This is a genomic window from Micromonospora sp. NPDC005203, assembly GCF_042872705.1.
Taxonomy (GTDB): domain Bacteria; phylum Actinomycetota; class Actinomycetes; order Mycobacteriales; family Micromonosporaceae; genus Micromonospora.
In genome coordinates, this window is the sequence record NZ_JBIAKV010000004.1 from 391018 (window position 1) to 410237 (window position 19220).

Genomic DNA, 19220 nt, shown 5'->3' on the forward strand with positions numbered 1-19220 from the left:
CCCCTTTTCAGCCGGTCTGGTCGACCCGGCGATGGGTCTGGATCGCCTGCCGGTCCTTGCGCCGACTGTCCCAACGACGCGGGCGAACGGGTCGGCCGCAGCGAGGTGAACCGCGCGCGGAGCTGCCAGGTGGAGACCTGTGACGCGCCGCGGCGGAGCCATGTGTCTTTCATCGATCGATTCTGTTACGGGCCATTGACGCACGTTGCACAGGGGTGATCTGATCGCGCTCTCAGAGAATCTTTCATCTTTCGATGGATGGGGGCCCCATGCCCAGGTTCCGCCGTACCGCGCTCGCCGCGGGACTAACGATCGCCATGGCCGCGCTGTCGACAGCCGTCGCGCTGCCCGGACCCGCGTCTGCCGCACTGCCCACCGCCGCGGTGGCACTCGGGGACAGCTTCATCAGCGGTGAGGGCGCCGGGGCGTACACCCCGGTGGTCGACGTCAACGGCGTCGCCCAGGGCTTCCCCGGCTGGACGGCCGCGAACAACAACGCGTACTTCTGCCACCGTTCCGCGAACGCCTCGCTCAACCAGGCCAACCTGCCGGGCATCCAGAACCGGTTCAACCTGGCCTGCTCCGGCGGTCAGCCGCACGACATCGCCAACGCCTCGCAGGCGCGGACCAACGGCCGTACCGTGGCCGCGCAGCTCGACCAGCTCCGCGCCGTCGCGCAGACCCAGGACATCGACCTGGTGCTGATCGGCCTGGGCTCCAACAACAGCTCGTTCACCTTCGGCAGCGTCGCGGAGAAGTGCGCCAACCGGTTCATCGCCGACGCGTGGACCGGCTGGTGGGAGTTCTGGGCGTACCTCAACGGTCCGGTCGAGCAGAAGCCGTGCAGCGACGCCGACCTGGCCACCGCCGCGCAGATCAGCGCCGCGACCGCGGAGACCACCGCCGCCGTCCGCCAGGTGCTGACCACGTTGGACCAGATCGACGCCGACGGGCAGCACCGGGTGGTGTTCCAGGACTACACGAACCCGCTGCCGCTGGACCTGAACCCGGCGTACCACGAGGAGGACGGCCGGGACGACACCCGGGACAAGTTCCGTGACCTAGGTGCCGAGCGGTACGCGGGCGGCTGCCCGATCCACCGGGCCAGCCTGGCGCCGGGCCACCGGTTCTCCCAGGGCCTGGGCGCGATCGTGCAGTCCACCCGGGACACCCTGGCCGCCGAGTTCCCCGTCGACGACCTGGTGTACCTGAACGTGCAGCAGGCGTTCAACGGCGCCCGCCTCTGCGAGCAGACGAGCAGCCCGACGGGCGCGCTGGCCACGCCGATCCGGCTGCAGGACGGCGCGAGCGGCACCTTCGTCACCAGCCTGGCCGGCAAGGACAAGATCGCCATTCAGCGGATCGCCAACACCTGCGTCAGCTACTTCCAGACCTGCCAGGAGTCGTGGCACCCGAACGCCACCGGGCACCAGGTCCTCGGCCAGTGCCTAAGCGGCGCGGCCTCCACCAGCGCCCGGTCGGTGGCCTGCGTCCGCGCCGGCAACGGGACGATCTCCGTCTCCTGATCGCCGCGTCATCTCGGAGGCCCCGCCGGTCGGCGGGGCCTCCGTCGCGTCCGACCACCTGTGGCTACCCGCCAGTAACGTCAGGCCGTAGGATGGATCGATGAACGGGGACCCGGAGTACGCACAGGAGTTCGTCGAGGTCGACGGTGGTCGGCTGGGTGTGCAGTTCTATCCGGAGCCGACCGGTGTGACGGATGCGCCGGTGGCCGTGATCTGGCCCGCGATGGGGGTCCGCGCCCGTTACTACCGGCCCTTCGCCGCCGAGCTGCGCACCGCCGGACTGGCCGTGGTCGTCGCCGACCTGCGCGGAACCGGGGCGAGCACCCCGACGCCGAGCCGGGCCGACCGCTACGGCTACGCCGACCTGGCCGACGACGTCGGCGCCGTGCTGTCCGCGCTCAAGCCACGACTGGACGGGCGTACCCGGCTGCTGGTCGGGCACTCGCTCGGCGGGCAGGCCGCGCTGCTGCACCTCGCCCTGCACGGCGGCGACGAGGTGGACGCGCTGGCGCTGATCGCGGTCGGCATCCCGTACTGGCGAAGCTACCCGGGTCTGCGCGGCCTCGGCGTGCTGCCGTACACCCAGGGGATCGCCGCCACCGCGGCCCTGCTCGGGGTCTGGCCGGGTTGGGGCTTCGGCGGCCGGCAGGCGCGCGGCGTGATCCGCGACTGGGCCCACACCGCGCGGACCGGCCGTTTTCCCCGACTGAACGGTACGGACACCGAGGCGGCGGTACGCGCGGTGCGCACACCGGTGATGGCGGTCAGTGTGGACGACGACCAGTACACCCCGCACGAGACGATGGATGCGCTCTGCGCGAAGCTCGCCGCCGCCCCACTCACCCGCGAGCGCTACACCTCGGCGCGGGCCGGCGCCGCTCTGGACCACTTCACCTGGGTCCGCGCGAGCACCCCGCTGGCGCGGCGGATCGCCGGCTTCGTCGGCGACCTGCCGCCCCGCTGAGCCGCACCGGACCGCCCGGACGGGTCACTCGTCCTGGTCCAGCGGCACCAGCTCACCGTCGCGCTCCACCTGGATCTCCGCGTGGTCCTTGCGGGGCGCGACCTCCGCGGTGTTCCGGTGTGGGTCGTTGTCCGGGTGCATGAGCACCGCGTCGGTTTTCGGGGTCTTCTCCCGACTTTCGTCCGGCTGCGACATCCCGTTCCCCTCTCCGTCAGCGTCGCTCGGGATCTACCCGCCACCACGCGGACGACTCCTGCCGGCGGCCGTGGACCCCGTCGAAACCCGAACGTCCCGGTCGTACCGGTGCGGCGCGGATCAGCCCCCGGGCGACGGGGTTAGCCGCCCGGGCGGCGGGTAAGCCGCAGCGCCCAACACGGCGGAAGGGGATCACATGTCCGAACGGCACACCGCACTGCGCTCGATGCACGATCTGGGTCTCGCGGCCTGGTTCGGCGGCTCCCTCATGGGTGCCTTCGGCGTCAACGGCGCAGCCGGGAAGATCAGCGACTCGACGCAGCGACTCTCGGTCGCGTCGGCGGGATGGTCCAGATGGACCCCGGTCAACGCGGCCGCCATCGGCGCGCACCTGGCCGGCGCGGTCGGCGAGCTGGTGACCGAGAGCCCACGCGTGGCGGCCCAGTCCGGGGTGGGCCGGACCAGCGCCATCAAGACGGCGTTGACGATCGGCGCGCTCGCCGTGACCGGCTACAGCCGGTTGGTCGGCATGCGCCTGGAGAAGGCCGGTGCGTCACCGGTCAGCGGGACCACCGAGCCGAACCACCAGACTCCGGCGAGCGTGGCCTCCTCGCAGCGGCAGATGAAGTTGCTCCAGTGGGCCATCCCGGCGCTGACCGGGGCCCTGGTGGTGGTCACCGCGTACATGGGTGAGCAGCAGAAGCCCGGCCAGGTCTTCAAGGGGATTCTCGGCCGGGGCGGCACCATGAAGGGCGCCTCGAAAGGCATGATCAAGATGGCCGGCATGAGCAACGGCAAGCGACCGATGGCGATGGCCGGCCGCTGAACGCCGGGCCGGCCGGCGTCCCGCCGCCCTCTCGACGGCGGGGCGCAGGCCGGCCCTGCGCGCTCAGCGCTGCGACAAGGTCGGGTGACGACACCGCGCGGCCGGAGATCAGCACACCGTCCGCCGACCGCGGCGGACCGAGGAGCGGGGTGGCCATGACGGCGCACAAGGGACGCAGTGGCGACAACGACCGGCAGGAGCCGGAGGCGACTCAGCCGTGGGGTGGCGGCGACGGCTTCGACGCCGACGCGCCCTGGGGCACCGACGCGGACTCGCCGATGGACGAGGGCAGCGAGGCGACCGCGGTGCCCGAGGGACGACGCGGGGAGCGGCGGGCGGGTGCCCCGGCGGGCCGGACCGATCCGGCGGGACGGCACGGCTTCGGCTCGGTGGAGCCGACCCGCACGACGATGGCCGGACCCGGTGCCCCACCGGACCCCGCGCCCAGTGGCCGGACCTTCCCGGACGACGCCGACATCGGCGAGTCGACGCAGGACGCGCTGCGCAGCCGGGGCCGACGCTCTTGACACCAAGGTGGACGGTCAGCCGGTCGACCCGGCCGGGACACTCCGATCGGCGATCATCGTCTCGGTGAGCAGTTGCGCCAGCCGGGTGGCGTCGCGCTGGGCCTGACCGGCGCAGCAGTTGTTGAACAGCACGTGCAGGTCGTCGGCCGGACCGGCGAGGTCAGCCAGCAGCCCGGCCCAGTGCCGAAGCTCGTCGTCGCCGTAGGCGTAGCGGAACTTGTCCTGCTTGTCGCCGTCACCCCAGGCCTGGCTGTGGCCGTGGAAGCGGACGATCGCCGGCTCCGCGGTCCTGGTCAGGATCGGTGGCACCGACGACGGGTGCCCCTGTGGCATGTCGACGCAGACCAGGGACAGATCGTGCGCGCGCAGCAGGTCCAGCGTCTCGACCGCCGCCGGACCGTCGAACCAGGAGGCGTGCCGCAGTTCCACGCCGACCCGCCACGGCCGGCAGCGCTGCGCCAGCTCGACGATCCGACGTTCGGCCGCGCCACCGCGGGCCAGCCATGGTGGGAACTGCAACAGCACCGCGCCCAGCTTGCCGGCCGCCGCGATCGGCGCGAGCGCCGCGCGAAACCGGGCCCACAGCTCGTCGTACGCGCGCTCGGGCAGGTCACGACGGCGGATCCGACTCGGGCCGCCGGCCGGACGCAGGTCCCGGGGAAGCGCGGCGACCGGCGTCGGATGGCCGGTGAAGAGACTGAACGCCTTGACGTCGAAGGTGAAGTCGTCAGGTGTGGCGTCGACCCAGCCCGACGTGGTCTCCGGGACCGGGACCGCGTAGTACGACGTGTCCACCTCGACCAACGGGAACCGGCCGGCGTAGAAACCGAGTCGACGTGCCGGTGTGTTGGCCGAGCGTGGATACCACCCGGAGCGCAGCAGCGACTGGTCGGCCCAGGACGACGTGCCCACCTTGATCACACCCATGTCGTTCAGTGGACCGCCACCGACACGAATCGGCAACCGCTGAGGGCTCGCATATCGCACCTGGTGTGCGACACCGGAAGTGTCGGTGCCTCGCCATAGGGTGCTACCTGGTGAACATCGACGAAGGGTGGCGGCATGACCAGCACGGAGCAGCTCACCGGTGAGCGGGCCGATCTCCTGCAGACGCTCCGCCGGCACCGGGGTTTCCTCCTGCACACCGTGGACGGGCTCACCGACGAGCAGGCGGTCACCCGCTCCACGGTCAGCGAGCTGACCCTCGGCGGCCTGATCAAGCACGTGGCCGGTGTCGAGCACCGGTGGATGCTCTTCGCCCTGGGCGGAGCGGAGGCGATGCAGCGCGAGGAGATCGACTGGGTCGGTCAGTTCCGGATGGCGCCGGGCGAGACCCTCGCCGGGCTCGTCGAGCGGTTCCAGGAGGTGGCCGGCCAGACCGACGAGCTGATCGCCACCCTCGACCTGGACTCGGCGCACCCGCTGCCGCAGGCACCCTGGTTCGAGCCGGGGACGAGCTGGACGGTCCGCCGGGTGCTGCTGCACCTGATCGCCGAGACAGCCCAGCACGCCGGGCACGCCGACATTCTGCGGGAGTCGATCGACGGCGCGAAGACGATGGGCTGAGCTCCTACCGACCGGCGCCGGTGGTTGCGTCGGCCTCGAACAGGCCGCGCACGTAGGCGGCCTGGCCCGCGTGTTGCAGGTCGTCGTCGACGATGCTGACCAGCCGAACGCCGAGGGTGACCGGCGGGTCCCACGACTCGTCGACCACCCGGTCCAGGTCCGCCGGGCGCAGGCCGGCCAGGAACGATCCGGTCCGCGACGCCACCGCCTCGTAGTAGTCGACGAGCGCCTGTGCGCTCTCCGGCCGGACCGTCTCGACCTGGGCGGCCGAGTGACCGTAGCCGGTGTTGTCCGGGTCGGCGGTGAGCCCGAACCGGCCCGCCCAGTCGCCGCTCACCCAGACCTGCTCGGCGTCGAGCAGGTCGGCGACGTGGTGGTCCTGCACCCGGGTGAGGTGCCAGACGAGCCAGCCGATCGAGTTGGCGCCCGGGCCGGGCGCCCAGCGCAGCTGCTCGGGGCGCAGCCCGTCGACCGCCGCACGCACGAGGTCGGGCAGTCGGTCGTACGCCTCGGTCAGCAGGTCACTCACGTCCACTGGCACGTCCTTCGGGTCGGTTTTCCCTCAGGTACCGCTGGCGCGTGCGATCAAACCTCGGCCACTACTGTGATCGGGTGGTCGCCGCGTTGGAGTTGTATCTGGACCCGGACGCCACCCGGCGGATCCGGGCGCTCTGGGACGCCCTGGAGGCTGAGGGCGTGCAGAGCATGCGTTCCCTGTTGGAGCGACGCCACCGGCCGCACGTCTCGCTCGCGGTGGCGCCCCGCTTCAACCCCGAGCAGGTCGCCGAGTCGCTGCGCGGGACTGTCGTCGCGGCCCCGCTGCGACTGGACTTCCAGCACGCCGGGCAGTTCGTCGGCCGGGTGCTCTGGCTCGGCCCGGCCCCCACCGCGGAGTTGCTGACCCACCAGCGGATGGTGTCCGACCGGCTCACCGCCGCCGGCATCCCGCTGACCGAGCACTACCGGCCGGGCCGCTGGGTGCCGCACTGCACACTCTCCATGCGGGTGCCGAACGTGCTGATGGCCGCGGCGGTGCGCCGCTGTCTTGAGGTGCTGCCGCTGGCCGCGACGGTGGTCGGCGCGGCGCTCACCGACCACGCCCGAGGCATCGCCCACCCGCTGCCCTGAATACCGACGGCCGCGGTCGACCGGGCCGACATGGCAGCGGGGCAGCGGGGTAGCGGGGTAGCGGGGCAACGCTCGGCGAGGGGGCACGACAGGGGAGACCATTTCGGCAGCTCGGCCGCACCCGATCTCCCTACCCAGTCGGCCGCTCTGGACAACACTGATGCGTTATGTCCGGTTTGGCAGGCCACAGTCGGAAACCCGAAAACAAGCGGTGCGAATGCGGCCGGGCGTGGGAAGGTTCGAGGTGGCTGTCGTACCGGTGGTGACCCGCCAGCGCGTGGTTCGCCCGACGGTGGCGCGCTGACGCCGCGCCCCCGACGACGGCGTCGACGAGGAGAGGCGGGGCCCATGCAGGCTCAGCGCAGACCAGCACGTGCGGAGCGGAGCCAGGCCCGGGACGACCGGACCGGCGGCGGCATGACCGGGGCGGCGACGCCACTGACGATCTGGGCCGCGGCCGTCCTTCTCGGCCGGATCGCCGCCGGCGACGACGACGTCGAGGACGAGCGGCACATCCTGCGCGGCATCGAGTGATCCCGGCCGGGAAGGTTCACAGCCAGCCGCGCCGCTTGAAGATCACGTAGAGGGTGCCGCAGACCAGCAGCATCAGCAGCAACGCGAACAGGTAGCCGAAACGCCAGTTCAACTCCGGCATGTGGACGAAGTTCATCCCGTACACGGTGCCGATGAGTGTGGGTGCGAACAGGATCGCCGCCCAGGACGAGACCTTCTTCAGCTCCTCGTTCTGCGCGTAGCTCGCTGCGGTCAGGCTGCGCATCTCCTCGTTCTGCTGCTGCGAGACGAGGGTGGCGTTGACGGTGAGGATGTTCTGCAACAGGTGCCGGAAACCGTCCACCCGCTCCACCACCTGGGTCAGGTGGTCGGTCACGTCTCGCAGGTAGCGGCGCAGTTCCTCGTCCGTGCTGGCGCTGCCGGCACCGTCGGCAAGCGCGTCGAGCACGGTGAGCAGGGGGCGGGCGGCCCGCTGGAACTGGATGACCTCGCGGCTCAGGCCGTAGATGCGCCGGCTCGCGTTCGGGTCGCCACCGAACACCTGGGTCTCGATCTCGTCGATGTCGTTCTCCAGCCCGGCCACGACCGGCGCGTACCCGTCGACGACCTGGTCGAGGATCGCGTACAGGACCGCCTCCGGGCCCCGGGCGAGCATCGGCGCGTCGGTCTCCAGCCGCCGCCGCACCGCGGCCAGGTCCGGAACCTCGCCGTGCCGGACGGTGACCACGAAGCCCGGCCCGATGAACAGGTGCAGCTCGGAGAACTCGACCTCCTCGCGCAGGTCGTCGTAGCGGGCGGCGCGCAGCACCACGAACAGGGTGTGCCCGTACCGCTCCAGCTTGGGTCGCTGGTGGGCGTTGATCGCGTCCTCGACCGCCAGGTCGTGCAGCCGGAACTCCCGGGCCAGCGAGGTGATCTGCTCGATGTCGGGCCGGTACAACCCGATCCAGGCCATCGAGGCGTCCTGCTCCTGCAGGCAGCGGTACGTCTCGGCGAGCCCGGACGGCGAGGCGAAGCGGTGTCCTCGGACGTAGACCGCGCTGTCCACCAGACCGCCGGTAGGCGGGTCGGGCGACACGGTCGGCGGCGGCACGCCGTCCCCGGTCTCGTACTCGTCCAGTTGGCGACCGAAGCCACCACCGGGGTGGAATCGACGGCCACCGACCATGCCTGTCCCCTCCCCCGGCGCCGTCCCGCCCGGTGCGCTCCCGCCGACCCGGAAGGGCTGCATCCCCCGTGCCCACGACCCGAAACCAGCCCGCCGACGGATGGGTTCCGGGCACCCGGGGACGGGCACGGCCCGCCGGGCGGATACTCACGGTGACCATGGGCGGATGACGGGGGACGCGCCGATGGAGGTGGACAGACGCGGCGGTCGGCTGCGGGGGTGGTTGCTCGACGCCGGCTCGGACCACGCCGCACGGCACCCGGGGCCACACGGACGCCCGCCGGAGCACCGGCAGCATCCGTGGTGGAAGGTGATGTGCCTGACCGGCGTCGACTACTTCTCCACCCTGGGCTACCAGCCGGGCATCGCGGCGCTGGCCGCCGGGGCGCTGTCGCCGGTGGCGACCCTGGTGCTGGTGCTGGTGACGCTGCTGGGTGCGCTGCCGGTCTACCGGCGGGTGGCGGTGGAGAGCCCACACGGTGAGGGTTCCATCGCGATGCTGGTACGCCTGCTGAGCTACTGGCCGGGCAAGCTGCTGGTGCTGGTGCTGCTCGGTTTCGCGGCCACCGACTTCATCATCACCATCACCCTGTCGGCCGCCGACGCGACCGCGCACATCGACGAGAACCCGTTCTGGCCGGACGGGTTCAAGGGACACGAGGTACTTGTCACGCTGCTGCTGGTGGCCCTGTTGGGCGCGGTGTTCCTCAAGGGATTCACCGAGGCCATCGGCATCGCCGTCGTGCTGGTGGCGGCCTATCTGGCGCTGAACGCGGTGGTGGTCATCGACGCGCTCTGGCGGGTGGTGACGCACCCGAGCGCCGTCGGGGACTGGACGACCACGCTGACCACCGGGCACGGCGATCCCTGGCTGGTGGTCGGGCTGTCGCTGCTGGTCTTCCCGAAACTGGCGTTGGGCCTGTCCGGCTTCGAGACCGGGGTGGCCGTGATGCCGAGCGTACGGGGCGACCCGCAGGACTCCGAGGCTCGACCGCTGGGCCGGATCAGGGGCGCCCGTCGGCTGCTCACCACCGCCGCGGTGATCATGAGCGTCTTCCTGATCACCAGCAGCGTGACGACCACCATCCTGATCCCGGCGGAGGACTTCCGGCCGGGCGGGCCGGCGAACGGCCGGGCGCTGGCCTACCTGGCGCACCAGCACCTCGGGGAGGTGTTCGGCACCGTCTACGACCTGTCCACCATCGGGATCCTCTGGTTCGCGGGGGCGTCGGCGATGGCCGGACTGCTCAACCTCGTCCCCCGTTACCTGCCCCGCTACGGCATGGCACCGGCCTGGGCGCGGGCCGTCCGGCCGCTGGTGCTGGTCTTCACCACGGTGGCCTTCCTGATCACGGTCGTCTTCGACGCCAGCGTGGACGCGCAGGGCGGCGCGTACGCCACAGGTGTGCTGGTGTTGATCACGTCAGCGGCGACCGCGGTGACGCTCGCGGCGGCCCGGCGGGGTCAGCGCGGTCGCACCCTCGCGTTCGGCGTCATCGCGGTGGTCTTCGTCTACACCACCCTGGCGAACGTGGTGGAACGCCCCGACGGCGTCAAGATCGCGGCCTGTTTCATCGGCGGGATCATCGTGGTCTCGGTGCTGTCCCGGGTGTCGCGGGCCTACGAGCTGCGGGTGGACCGGATCGAGCTGGATCCGGTCGCCACCCGGATGATCGACGAGCGGGCCGGACGACGGATCCGGCTCGTCGCCCACGAGCCCGACCGGCACGACGAGGCCGAGTACCGCGCGAAGTTGGAACAGACGATGGCGGACAACGACTTCCCCGACGACAGCGACGTGATCTTCGTCGAGGTGCACGTCACCGACCCGTCGGACTTCCAGACCGAGCTGCTGGTACGCGGCGGCCTGGCCGACGACAGCTTCGCGGTGCTCAGCCTGACCAGCTCCTCGGTACCCAACGCGCTCGCCGTCCTGCTGCTGGAGATCCGCGACCGCACCGGGCGGCGACCGCACATCTACTTCGAGTGGAGCGAGGGCGGCCCGGCCCGCAACTTCCTGCGCTACCTGGTGTTCGGACAGGGCGCAATCGCCTCGGTCACCCGGGAGATCCTGCGCCGCCAGGAACCCGACCCGTGTCGCCGGCCGCACGTGCACGCCGGCTGACCTGCGGGCCGAGCATCCTCCGGGCACGGTGAGCGTGGTCATAACGACTGGACGATCCACCCGTGCGTGCTGCTAGCCTCGCTGCAGGTCATGAGTGCCAGCGCGAAGCCCCGGCTCGCTGGCCGGCAACCCTCCTCCGCGGTGGGGTGCCCCGGGTGAAGACCAGGCACCGGCACGACGTCGGTGCAAGCGTGGCCTGGCACCCAGGTCAGCACAGACCCGGGAGAACCATGCGCACCCTCAGCACCGCCCCACCGACCGATGTCGCGCAACTCCGCGCCGGTCAGCCCACGCCGGCACTGACCCGGCGGCGGCACGTGGACATGATGCGAATGTGCAGCGCCGCGTGTCAACGCGGCCCCCGGCACTAGCGCACCTTTCTTTTCCGAGCCTTCCAGTCTTTTCCAAGCCTTTCCAGCGGTACGCCCATCGGGCGCACCGTCGGCGGCACACGTCCGTGCCCGCCGAGACACGACCCCTTTCGGAGACACCCGTGCGAATCCTTCCTGCCCTGACCCGTGCCGCAGCCCTGGGCGCGGCCACGATCCTGGTTGCCACCGCTCTCACCGCCTGCGGCGACGACACCTCGTCCGACGCCACCGCCAACCCGTACGGCCTGGCGCAGCCGGGCGTGCTGCGGGCCGGCACGCTGACCGACGCCCCGCCGAACGTGTACCTCAAGGACGGCAGGTTCACCGGCTTCGACAACGACCTGCTGACCGCCGTGGCCGGCAAGCTCGGCCTCACTGTCGAGTTCGTCGGCACCGACTTCTCCGCGCTGCTGTCCCAGGTCAACAACCACAAGTTCGACGTGGGCAGTTCCTCGATCACCATCACCGAGGCGCGCAAGAAGACCGTCGACTTCGGCAACGGCTACGACTTCGGCTACTTCGGCCTGGACGTGCCGGCCGGCTCGCCGATCACCGGCTTCGACCAGCTCGCCGGCAAGCGGGTCGTGGTGGTGCAGGGCACCGTGCAGGACGACTACGCCACCGGTGAGCAGCTCGACCCGGTCCGGGTGCCGGACTACAACGGCGCGATCAACCAGCTCAAGGCCGGCACCGCCGACGCGTGGATCGCTCCGGCCGAAATCGGCGAGAAGTCGGCCGCCGACAGCACCGGCAAGATCACCGTGGCGGCCAAGCAGCTCAGCCCGGCGCCGACCGCCTACGCCGTGGCCAAGGGCAGCGACAAACTGCGCGAGGCGCTGAACAAGGGCCTCGACGAGGTCGTCGCGGACGGCACCTGGAGCCGGTTGCAGGCGCAGTACTACCCCGGTCGGCCGATCCCGGCCGACTTCACGCCGGGCAGCGGCACTGTGTCGGCACCGACCGCGTCGGGCACGTCGTCGAAGCCGTCGGCGTCCGCGTCGGCCGTGCCGTCGGCGTCCGCGTCGGCCGCGTCCTGACCCGGTGACGAGCGAGCAGGGCGGTAGGAGAGGCGACCGATGGATCCGTTGAGCACGCTGTGGGAGACCTTCTTCGACATCGACGCGATGCGCGAGGCGCTGCCCGAGATGCTGACCGTCGGGTTGCCCAACACGCTGATCCTGGCGGTCTCCGCCGCCCTGCTCGGCTCGGTGCTGGGCCTGCTGTTGGCCGTCGCCGGCATCTCGCGCAGCCGTTGGCTGCGCTGGCCGGCGCGGGTCTACACCGACGTGTTCCGAGGACTTCCGGCCGCGGCGACGATCCTGCTGATCGGCGTCGGGCTGGCGCCGCTGGGCATGCAGGTCTGGGGACCGGACCCCTACCCGTTGGGCATCCTGGCGCTGTCGCTGATCGCGGCCGCGTACATCGGGGAGATCTTCCGGTCCGGCATCCAGTCGGTGGAGGCCGCCCAACTGGAGGGCGCCCGCGCCCTCGGCTTCTCCTGGACCGACGCGATGCGGCTGGTGATCATCCCGCAGGGCATCCGGCGGGTGCTGCCGGCCTGGGTGAATCAGCTCATCGCCCTGATCAAGGACTCCAGCCTGGTCTACTTCCTCGGCCTGGTGGCCAGTCAACGGGAGCTGTTCCGGATCGGACAGGACTACGCCGCCACCACCGGCAACGAGTCGGCGCTGCTGCTGGCCGGGCTCTGCTACCTGGTGTTGACCGTCCCACTGACGCACGTCGTCAACTGGATCGACCGGCGGCTGCGCAACGGCCGGCCGGCGACCACACCGACAGACGAGGACGACGACGACACCGCTTCGGCGTACGCCGCGACGGAAGGACACCGGTGATGACCACCGAGACGACCACCTCGGTCAGCCTCGACGTACGCGACGTGCACCTTGCCTTCGGACCGAACCGGGTGCTGCGCGGCGTCGACCTCACGGTGCCGCGCGGCGCGACGGCCTGCGTGATCGGCCCGTCCGGGTCGGGCAAGTCGACGCTGCTGCGCACCATCAACCGACTGATCGAGCCGGACCACGGCGACGTGCTGCTGGACGGGCGCAGCGTGCTGGGCGACGACCCGGACGCGCTGCGGCAGCGGGTGGGCATGGTCTTCCAGCAGTTCAACCTCTTCCCGCACATGAGCGTGCTGCGCAATGTCACCCTCGCGCTGGGCCGGCTCCGCAAGCTCGGCGACGACGAGGCGGAAACCGTCGCGCGGAACCAGTTGGATCTGGTGGGGTTGGCCGGCAAGGCCGACGCACGCCCGGCGCAGCTCTCCGGTGGTCAGCAGCAACGCGTGGCGATCGCCCGGGCGCTGGCCCTGCGGCCGGAGGTGATGCTCTTCGACGAGGCCACCTCGGCGCTCGACCCGGAGTTGGTCAAGGGTGTCCTCGGGGTGATGGCCGACCTGTCCGCCGCGGGCATGACCATGGTGGTGGTCACCCACGAGATGGGCTTCGCCCGGCAGGTCGCCGACACCGTCGCCTTCATGGACCGGGGCGTGGTGTTGGAGGCCGGCGCGCCCGAGGCGATCTTCGAACGGGCCGAGCATCCTCGGCTGCGCCGGTTCCTCGCGCAGGTGCTCTGACGAGGCGGCCGATCAGTCGTTGGGCCCGCGTCCCAGCAACCGGATCTCCTCGTTGTCCAGCGCGGCCTGGAGTTCCTGCAGGACCAGGTCGTCGATCTCCCGGTTGTCGCGCAGTCGGGTGACCTCCCGCCGCTTGTGGGCGAGGACCCCGAGGCGCAGTCGATGTTCCAGGCGACGTTCCTCGGCGCTGTTCCCCCCGGCCTCGTTGACGTCCGCCAGGTGCCGCTGGTACTCGGCCTGCAACCGGCGTACCGACTCCTCCCGGGCACCGACCTCGGCGGCGACCTGCGGTAGGGCGGCCAGCCCCGCCTCGGTGGCCCGCCGCCGGGCGTGCCGGGTCTCGTCGACGCGTTCCGGGTCGCCGACCAGCCCGGCCCAGCGCACGACCAGCGGCAGGGTGGTGCCCTGAAGGAGCATGATCAGCACGATCACCAACGCGGTGACGAAGATGATCAGGTCGCGTTCGACCACCGGCCGACCGGCGACCGTCATCGTCGGGACGGCCAACGCGGCGGCGAGCGACACCGCGCCCCGGAAGCCGGACCAGCCCCCCACGGTCGCCACCCGCCAGCCGGACGGACCCTCGCCGTCGTCCACCATCCGGCGACGCCGCAGCCGGGCCGACTGCGCGGTGAGGTAGACGAAGAGCAGCCGGGTGGACACGACGACCAGGGTGACCACCAGCACGATCACCAGCGCCCGCTCGGGCGAGGTGCTGGTGATGCCCCGCACCGCCCGGGGGATCTGCGTGCCGAGCAGGACGAACAACCCGCCGTTGATCAGGAACGTGGTCAGGTCCCAGAACGCGTACGCCAGCACCCGGGACCGGGCACGGATCACCCGGGGGCCGGCGTAGGACAGCACGAGCCCGGCGACCACCACCGCCAGCACTCCGCTGGCGTGCACCGCGTCGGCGAGCAGGAAGGCCCCGAACGGTGTCAGCACGCTCAGCGCACCCTCGCGCAGCGGATCGTCGAGCCGCTTGCGGATCAGCACCACGGCGGCCCCCACCAGCAGACCGGCGAGGACCCCGCCGACGCTGGCGCCGACGAACTCCTCGCTGATGCCCAGCACGCCCGGCTTGGCGCTCTGGCTGAGCAGACCCACGGTCACCGCGAAGACCACCAGCGCGGTTCCGTCGTTGATCAGGCTCTCCGCGTGCAGCGTGGTGAGGAGCTTGCGGGGCAACCGTTTGGCCAGACCGGTGACGGCGGCGGCGTCGGTCGGCGCGAGGACCGCGCCGAGCACCCAGGCGGCGGCCGGATTCACGCCGAACGCCTGCGCGGTGAACGACACCGTCACCATGGTGAGCACCACGAGCACCACCGCGAGCAGCCCGATCACCGGCAGGTTGGCCCGGATCTCGCGCAGGCTGATGGTGAGGCTCTCCCGGTACAGGATCGCCGGCAGGAAGATCAGCAGCACCAGGTCCGGTTCGAGGGTCACCTCGGACAGCGGCGGCGTGAACCCGAGCAGCACCCCGAGCGCGATGAGCAGGACCGGCGGGGCGACCCGGTACCGACCACCGAGGGTGGTGCCGATCAGGACGGTGCCGCCCAGCACCACGATCAGGACGAGCACCTCCACGCGTACCCCCCTCGATCGTTGGCGCGGCGGTGGACGCACCGGTGCTTCAATCTGACCGCACTCGCCGGCTGGTTCCAGCGGAAACCGGCAAGTCGCCGCGTAGCCCGGGGATGTCGGTGCCGTCTGCAAGGCTGCTCCGCGACAAAGGCGATCACGAGGAGAGGGCGCGAGATGGCCACGAGGGCGGACGGAACGTTTGAACTCACATCATTCGAGCCGGAGGTGCTCGACGAAGGCCCGGGGGCCGCGCTTGGCCGGGTGCGGATCACCAAGACCTTCCAGGGTGGCCTGGCCGGCATCAGTACGGTGACCATGCTGTCGGTGGCCGACATCGAGGGCGGCCCCGCTGCTTATGTCGCAGTCGAGCGATTCACGGGCGAACTCGACGGCCGCGAAGGCTCGTTCGTCCTCCAACACAGCGCACCCGGCAGCCACGGTGAGCAACTCGCGATCCGCGTCGTCCCGGGAACGGGCTCCGGTGGCCTCACCGGGATCGTGGGAACCTTCGAGATCGTCCAGTCCGACGACGGCAGCCACTCCTACGTCTTGGAGTACACCCTGGCCTTCGACACCAGTCAGTCCTCGTAGAGACAGGGCGCTCCGGCCTCTCGGGTGTCGGCGCTGCTCACCACCGGAATGATCTCGAATGTGACACCTGCGTCGCCGCGGCGCTCAGGTCGGCTCGTCGGCGCGCGCGGTGAGCGCGGTGAGCGCGCGGGCGGTACGGCGGTGCTCGGCGGCCTCCTCGGCGCGACCCAGAGCGCTGGCCAACTCGGCGAGGTGCCCCGCCACCGGGCCGGCGGTGACCATCCCGCTGCCGGCGGCCAGTTCGGCGGCGGCCGGCCGGAGCGCGGTGGCGACACGCTCCATGGTGGGCCGGTCGCCGATGGCGAGCGCCGCCCGAGCGGTGAGGCACAGCCGGACCTCCCGCAGCAGGTCGTGCGGCCCGTCGGGGAGTGCCCGCAGCGCCGCTGCGGTAGCGACCCGGTCGTCGGCGGCGAGCAGCAGTGGTCGGACCCAGGGCTCGTGTGGCCCCCAGTCCAGTTGCGCCCAGCCCTCGTCGTCCGGCCCGGGGATCGGGCGCTGACGTCCGGCAACGAGCCGGGCCTCGCTGACCGCGTCGGCCAGTCGCAGGCCGAGCAGCGCGAGCGGCAGCAGCCCTCGGGCCAGTCCCGGCATGGCGTCGGTGGGCAGGCGTTCGGCGGCGGCCCGGTACGCGGTCACCGCGGCGTCCTGGTCACCGCTCACCGCCAGGCGCAGCGCGGCGTACCAGCCGGTGAAGACCCCGACCAGCGGCAACTCGTACCGCTGCGCGAGACGGTCGGCGGCGCGGGCGTGCGCGTCCGCGCCGGCCCGGTCGGCCCGCGCGCAGCAGGCCTGGACCAGGACGAGGTGACCCAGCACCTCGAAGGTCACCAACTGACGGGGAGCGGCCAGGTCGACCAGCTCCGCGCCGATCCGGGCCCGCTCGTCGGCCAGCCCGACACGGTGGAAGGCGTGCATGTAGCGCGCGTTGAGCGCGAACGCCAGCAGCCCCGGATCCCCGACGGTCCGGGCGATCCGCTCGGCCTCGACCGCGGCCCGGCGGCCCCGGTCGCCGGTGCTGCCCCGCAACTCCAGCGCGAGCGTGCTCAGCAGCCGGCTGCGCTGCGCCGAGCCGGTCGGGCCGAGGCCGGTCAGGGCGTGTTCGGCGGCGCGAGCGATCCGCTCGGAGAGCGCCTCGTCGTCGTTGCGGGTCCAGCTGGCGGGTACGTCGAATCCGGCGAGCACCTCGGCGGTCAGCCGCGGGTCACCCACCGCCTCGGCGTCGGTGATCGCCGCGGCGCGGTACCGCCGCGCCTCGGCCAACCGACCCGTCACCGCCAGCCCGCGCCCGAGGCCGAGCACTGCGCTGAGTCGCTCGCGCCGCTCGTCGCGTCCGGCCCGGTCGTAGGCGTCGAGCACCTGCGCCCACAGCCGGGCCGCCTCGTGCGGGTTGGCGTCGCGTTCGGCCTGTTCAGCAGCGGTTCGGGCGTAGCCGGCGGCGCGGTGAGCGGCTTCCCGCCCGCCGGCGTGCAACAGGTGGTGGGCGAGCGCGGCGGGATCGAGGGGCTGCTGCCGTCGCATCGCCTCGGCCACGGCGGCGTGCCAGGCGGCTCGGCGCGACGCGGACAGGTCGGCGTAGAGCGTGTCGCGGACCAGGATGTGGGTGAACCGTAGTCGCCCGTCGGGCGCCTGCTCGCTCAGGAACCCGGCCTGCAACCCGCGGTCCACGGCGTCCAGCAGCGCCGCCGGGTCGCCCGCCAACTCGCCGAGCACCACCGGATCGAGGTCCCGGCCGAGCACCGCCGCCTGCCGCAGCACGGTACGGGTCGGCGCGGGCAACTGTGCGAGGCGGTGCCGGATCACGTCGCGTACCCCCGGTGGCACCGCCGCCAGCGCAGCCTGACCCGCACTCGCGGACAGCTGGGCCAGCTCCCGGACGAAGAACGGGTTGCCGCCGCTGCGATGGTGGATCAGCCGGACGGTGGGCGGGTCCAGCTCCGGCCCCGCGACGGCACGGGCCAACTCGCCGGTCGCCTCCACGGACAGTCCGCCGAGGTATTCCCGCACCGGTTCGAGTCCGGCCGCGCGGGCCAGCGCGGCGGTCAGCTCCGGGTTGATCTCGGTGGCCCGGTAGGTGCCGAGGACCAGCACCGGGCCGGTGGCCGGCTGCGGGCCGGCGAGCAGGCCGGTGAGCAGATCCAACGTGTCCCCGTCGGCGCGGTGCAGATCATCCAGGACCAGCAGCAGGGGGCCCCGGCCGGCGACGGCGGAGACCAGCGCCGCCACCGCGCGGTGCCGACGGAAGCGGGCCACGGCGGGGTCACCCGGCCCATCGGTCACCGCCGGCTCGGCCAGCCCGCCGCCCACCGATCCGGCCGGCCCGGTGAGCGCGTCGCTGATCTGGGTCCACGGCCAGGCGGCCGGTGCGCCGTCGTACTCGGGGCTGCGACCCCAGGCCGTGCTCCAGCCTTCGGCGGCGAGCTGCCGGCTCAGCTCCTCGGCGAGGGCGGACTTGCCGGCGCCCGGGTCCCCAGTGAGCAGGGCGAGCGTCGGCCGTCCGGCCTGGATGGCGGCCTCCGCGGCGTGCCGCAGCCGCGCCAACTCCGCGTCCCGCCCGACGAACGGTCGCGATTCCGGCCCGCCACCTGGCACGCGTCCGGCCGCGCCGGCCACCACGGGGGTGGGGGCGAGGTGTGCCGCCTGGGCCAGGATGTCGGCCTCCAGCCTGCGCAGCTCGGGCCCCGGGTCCACCCCGAGCGCGGACACCACGGCGTCGCGGGCGTCGCGCAGCGCGGCCAGCGCCTCGCCCTGCCGCCCGGCCCGGTAGCGCGCCAACGCGAGCAGCCGCCAGGCGTCCTCCCGCAACGGATGGCCGGCGAGGTGGCCGGGCAGGTCGGCGGCGGCCTCGTCCGGCCGACCCAGCGCGAGCAACGCCTCGGCCCGCCGTTCGACGGCGAGCATCCGCAGCTCGTCCAGCCGGTTGATCTCCGCGACGGCCCAGAGTGCGCCCGCACAGTCCGCGTACGCGGGTCCGCGCCAGAGCCCGAGCGCCGTGTCCAGCACAGCCAGGGCCGGTGCGGGCAGTCCGGCTGTGAGCAGTCGTCCCGCCTCGCCGACGGCCGCCTCGAAGCGTTCGGCGTCCACCGCGTCCGGGGTGGCCCGCAGCGCGTACCCCGGGGGTTCGGTGACCAGGAGACGGGGTGGCTGCCGGGGCGGCCGGTCGGGCTCCAGCGCCCGGCGCAGGTCGGCGACGAAGGTCCGGATGGCGCCCACCGCGCCGTCGGACGGAATCTCCCACAGGTCGTCGACGAGGCGGTCCACCGGCACCACCCGGCCGTGGGCGATCACCAACCGGGCCAGCACGAGGCGCTGCCGGTGCCCCCGCAGCGGGACCGGGCCGTCCTCGGTGGCGGCGGTCACCGGTCCGAGTACGCCGAACGTCACCTTCACCGGTGGCGTCGGTTGCCTGTTCATGACACCAATCTAGGCGGCGGTACCGGCGGGCACTGATGCGGCGCTGACCGGCTGCTGATCACCACCGGGCAGGCTCGACACCGTACGACGGCGACGGGTCACCGCCCGAGCCGACCCTGCTCACCAGGA

The 19220-nt window shown here is 72.2% G+C and carries 18 protein-coding genes and 1 riboswitch; of the genes, 12 read left to right on the forward strand and 6 right to left on the reverse strand.

The features are described from left to right. Positions 1-269 precede the first annotated feature (269 nt). Both ACFYPM_RS13475 and ACFYPM_RS13480 read left to right on the forward strand, forming a co-directional pair. Positions 270-1526, forward strand: a complete 1257-nt coding sequence (locus ACFYPM_RS13475) for a hypothetical protein (RefSeq protein ID WP_387195315.1) — start codon at positions 270-272, stop codon at positions 1524-1526. Positions 1527-1626: 100 nt separating this feature from the next. Then, positions 1627-2490: an alpha/beta fold hydrolase gene (locus ACFYPM_RS13480; RefSeq protein ID WP_387195318.1), complete on the forward strand. Its 864-nt coding sequence runs from the start codon at positions 1627-1629 to the stop codon at positions 2488-2490. A gap of 24 nt (positions 2491-2514) precedes the next feature. Here ACFYPM_RS13480 and ACFYPM_RS13485 read toward each other — a convergent pair whose 3' ends face one another. Further along, complete coding sequence (locus ACFYPM_RS13485; RefSeq protein WP_157563104.1) at positions 2515-2685, reverse strand: hypothetical protein; 171 nt, start codon at positions 2683-2685, stop codon at positions 2515-2517. Between the two features lie 196 nt (positions 2686-2881). Between ACFYPM_RS13485 and ACFYPM_RS13490 the strand changes: the two genes are divergently transcribed. Both ACFYPM_RS13490 and ACFYPM_RS13495 read left to right on the forward strand, forming a co-directional pair. Continuing rightward, positions 2882-3511 carry a hypothetical protein gene (locus ACFYPM_RS13490; protein ID WP_387195321.1) on the forward strand — a complete coding sequence of 210 codons (630 nt, stop codon included), beginning with the start codon at positions 2882-2884 and terminating at the stop codon, positions 3509-3511. Between the two features lie 155 nt (positions 3512-3666). Continuing rightward, positions 3667-4038: a hypothetical protein gene (locus ACFYPM_RS13495; RefSeq protein ID WP_387195324.1), complete on the forward strand. Its 372-nt coding sequence runs from the start codon at positions 3667-3669 to the stop codon at positions 4036-4038. A 15-nt stretch (positions 4039-4053) separates the two neighbouring features. Here ACFYPM_RS13495 and ACFYPM_RS13500 read toward each other — a convergent pair whose 3' ends face one another. Then, positions 4054-4965 carry a DUF72 domain-containing protein gene (locus ACFYPM_RS13500; protein ID WP_387195326.1) on the reverse strand — a complete coding sequence of 304 codons (912 nt, stop codon included), beginning with the start codon at positions 4963-4965 and terminating at the stop codon, positions 4054-4056. A 135-nt stretch (positions 4966-5100) separates the two neighbouring features. Between ACFYPM_RS13500 and ACFYPM_RS13505 the strand changes: the two genes are divergently transcribed. Next, positions 5101-5604, forward strand: coding sequence for a DinB family protein (locus ACFYPM_RS13505; protein WP_387195329.1), 504 nt, complete (start codon positions 5101-5103; stop codon positions 5602-5604). A gap of 4 nt (positions 5605-5608) precedes the next feature. Here ACFYPM_RS13505 and ACFYPM_RS13510 read toward each other — a convergent pair whose 3' ends face one another. Then, complete coding sequence (locus ACFYPM_RS13510) at positions 5609-6139, reverse strand: DUF664 domain-containing protein (protein WP_387195332.1); 531 nt, start codon at positions 6137-6139, stop codon at positions 5609-5611. 77 nt (positions 6140-6216) lie between these two features. Here ACFYPM_RS13510 and ACFYPM_RS13515 point away from each other — a divergent pair, with 77 nt between their 5' ends. Continuing rightward, positions 6217-6732 carry a 2'-5' RNA ligase family protein gene (locus ACFYPM_RS13515; RefSeq protein ID WP_387195464.1) on the forward strand — a complete coding sequence of 172 codons (516 nt, stop codon included), beginning with the start codon at positions 6217-6219 and terminating at the stop codon, positions 6730-6732. Positions 6733-7080: 348 nt separating this feature from the next. Beyond that, positions 7081-7266, forward strand: coding sequence for a hypothetical protein (locus tag ACFYPM_RS13520; protein ID WP_357245912.1), 186 nt, complete (start codon positions 7081-7083; stop codon positions 7264-7266). 16 nt (positions 7267-7282) lie between these two features. Here ACFYPM_RS13520 and corA read toward each other — a convergent pair whose 3' ends face one another. Continuing rightward, positions 7283-8413 (reverse strand): magnesium/cobalt transporter CorA, encoded by a 1131-nt coding sequence (gene corA, locus ACFYPM_RS13525; protein WP_387195336.1) that lies wholly within the window; start codon positions 8411-8413, stop codon positions 7283-7285. Positions 8414-8579: 166 nt separating this feature from the next. Between corA and ACFYPM_RS13530 the strand changes: the two genes are divergently transcribed. The 4 genes from ACFYPM_RS13530 (at position 8580) to ACFYPM_RS13545 (ending at position 13505) form a co-directional block, all read left to right on the forward strand. Beyond that, positions 8580-10538 carry an amino acid transporter gene (locus tag ACFYPM_RS13530; protein ID WP_387195338.1) on the forward strand — a complete coding sequence of 653 codons (1959 nt, stop codon included), beginning with the start codon at positions 8580-8582 and terminating at the stop codon, positions 10536-10538. Positions 10539-10624: 86 nt separating this feature from the next. Continuing rightward, positions 10625-10736: riboswitch (SAM riboswitch) on the forward strand. Positions 10737-11031: 295 nt separating this feature from the next. Further along, a complete protein-coding gene (locus ACFYPM_RS13535) occupies positions 11032-11946 on the forward strand; it encodes an ABC transporter substrate-binding protein (RefSeq protein WP_387195341.1) in 915 nt (304 codons plus the stop codon). Positions 11947-11985: 39 nt separating this feature from the next. Next, complete coding sequence (locus ACFYPM_RS13540; protein ID WP_387195344.1) at positions 11986-12762, forward strand: amino acid ABC transporter permease; 777 nt, start codon at positions 11986-11988, stop codon at positions 12760-12762. Continuing rightward, positions 12762-13505, forward strand: coding sequence for an amino acid ABC transporter ATP-binding protein (locus ACFYPM_RS13545; RefSeq protein WP_387195347.1), 744 nt, complete (start codon positions 12762-12764; stop codon positions 13503-13505). The genes ACFYPM_RS13540 and ACFYPM_RS13545 overlap by 1 nt, the downstream gene beginning before the upstream one ends. Positions 13506-13517: 12 nt before the next feature. Here the strand turns inward: ACFYPM_RS13545 and ACFYPM_RS13550 are convergent, their stop codons facing one another. Then, on the reverse strand, positions 13518-15092 hold the full coding sequence (locus tag ACFYPM_RS13550; protein ID WP_387195350.1) for a Na+/H+ antiporter: 1575 nt from the start codon (positions 15090-15092) through the stop codon (positions 13518-13520). A gap of 171 nt (positions 15093-15263) precedes the next feature. On the opposite strand from ACFYPM_RS13550, the gene ACFYPM_RS13555 reads away from it, so the two are divergent. Then, entirely contained in the window at positions 15264-15680 is a 417-nt protein-coding gene (locus ACFYPM_RS13555) for a DUF3224 domain-containing protein (RefSeq protein WP_387195353.1), read from the forward strand. Between the two features lie 84 nt (positions 15681-15764). Here ACFYPM_RS13555 and ACFYPM_RS13560 read toward each other — a convergent pair whose 3' ends face one another. Then, on the reverse strand, positions 15765-19091 hold the full coding sequence (locus tag ACFYPM_RS13560; protein ID WP_387195356.1) for a BTAD domain-containing putative transcriptional regulator: 3327 nt from the start codon (positions 19089-19091) through the stop codon (positions 15765-15767). Between the last annotated feature and the right edge of the window lie 129 nt (positions 19092-19220).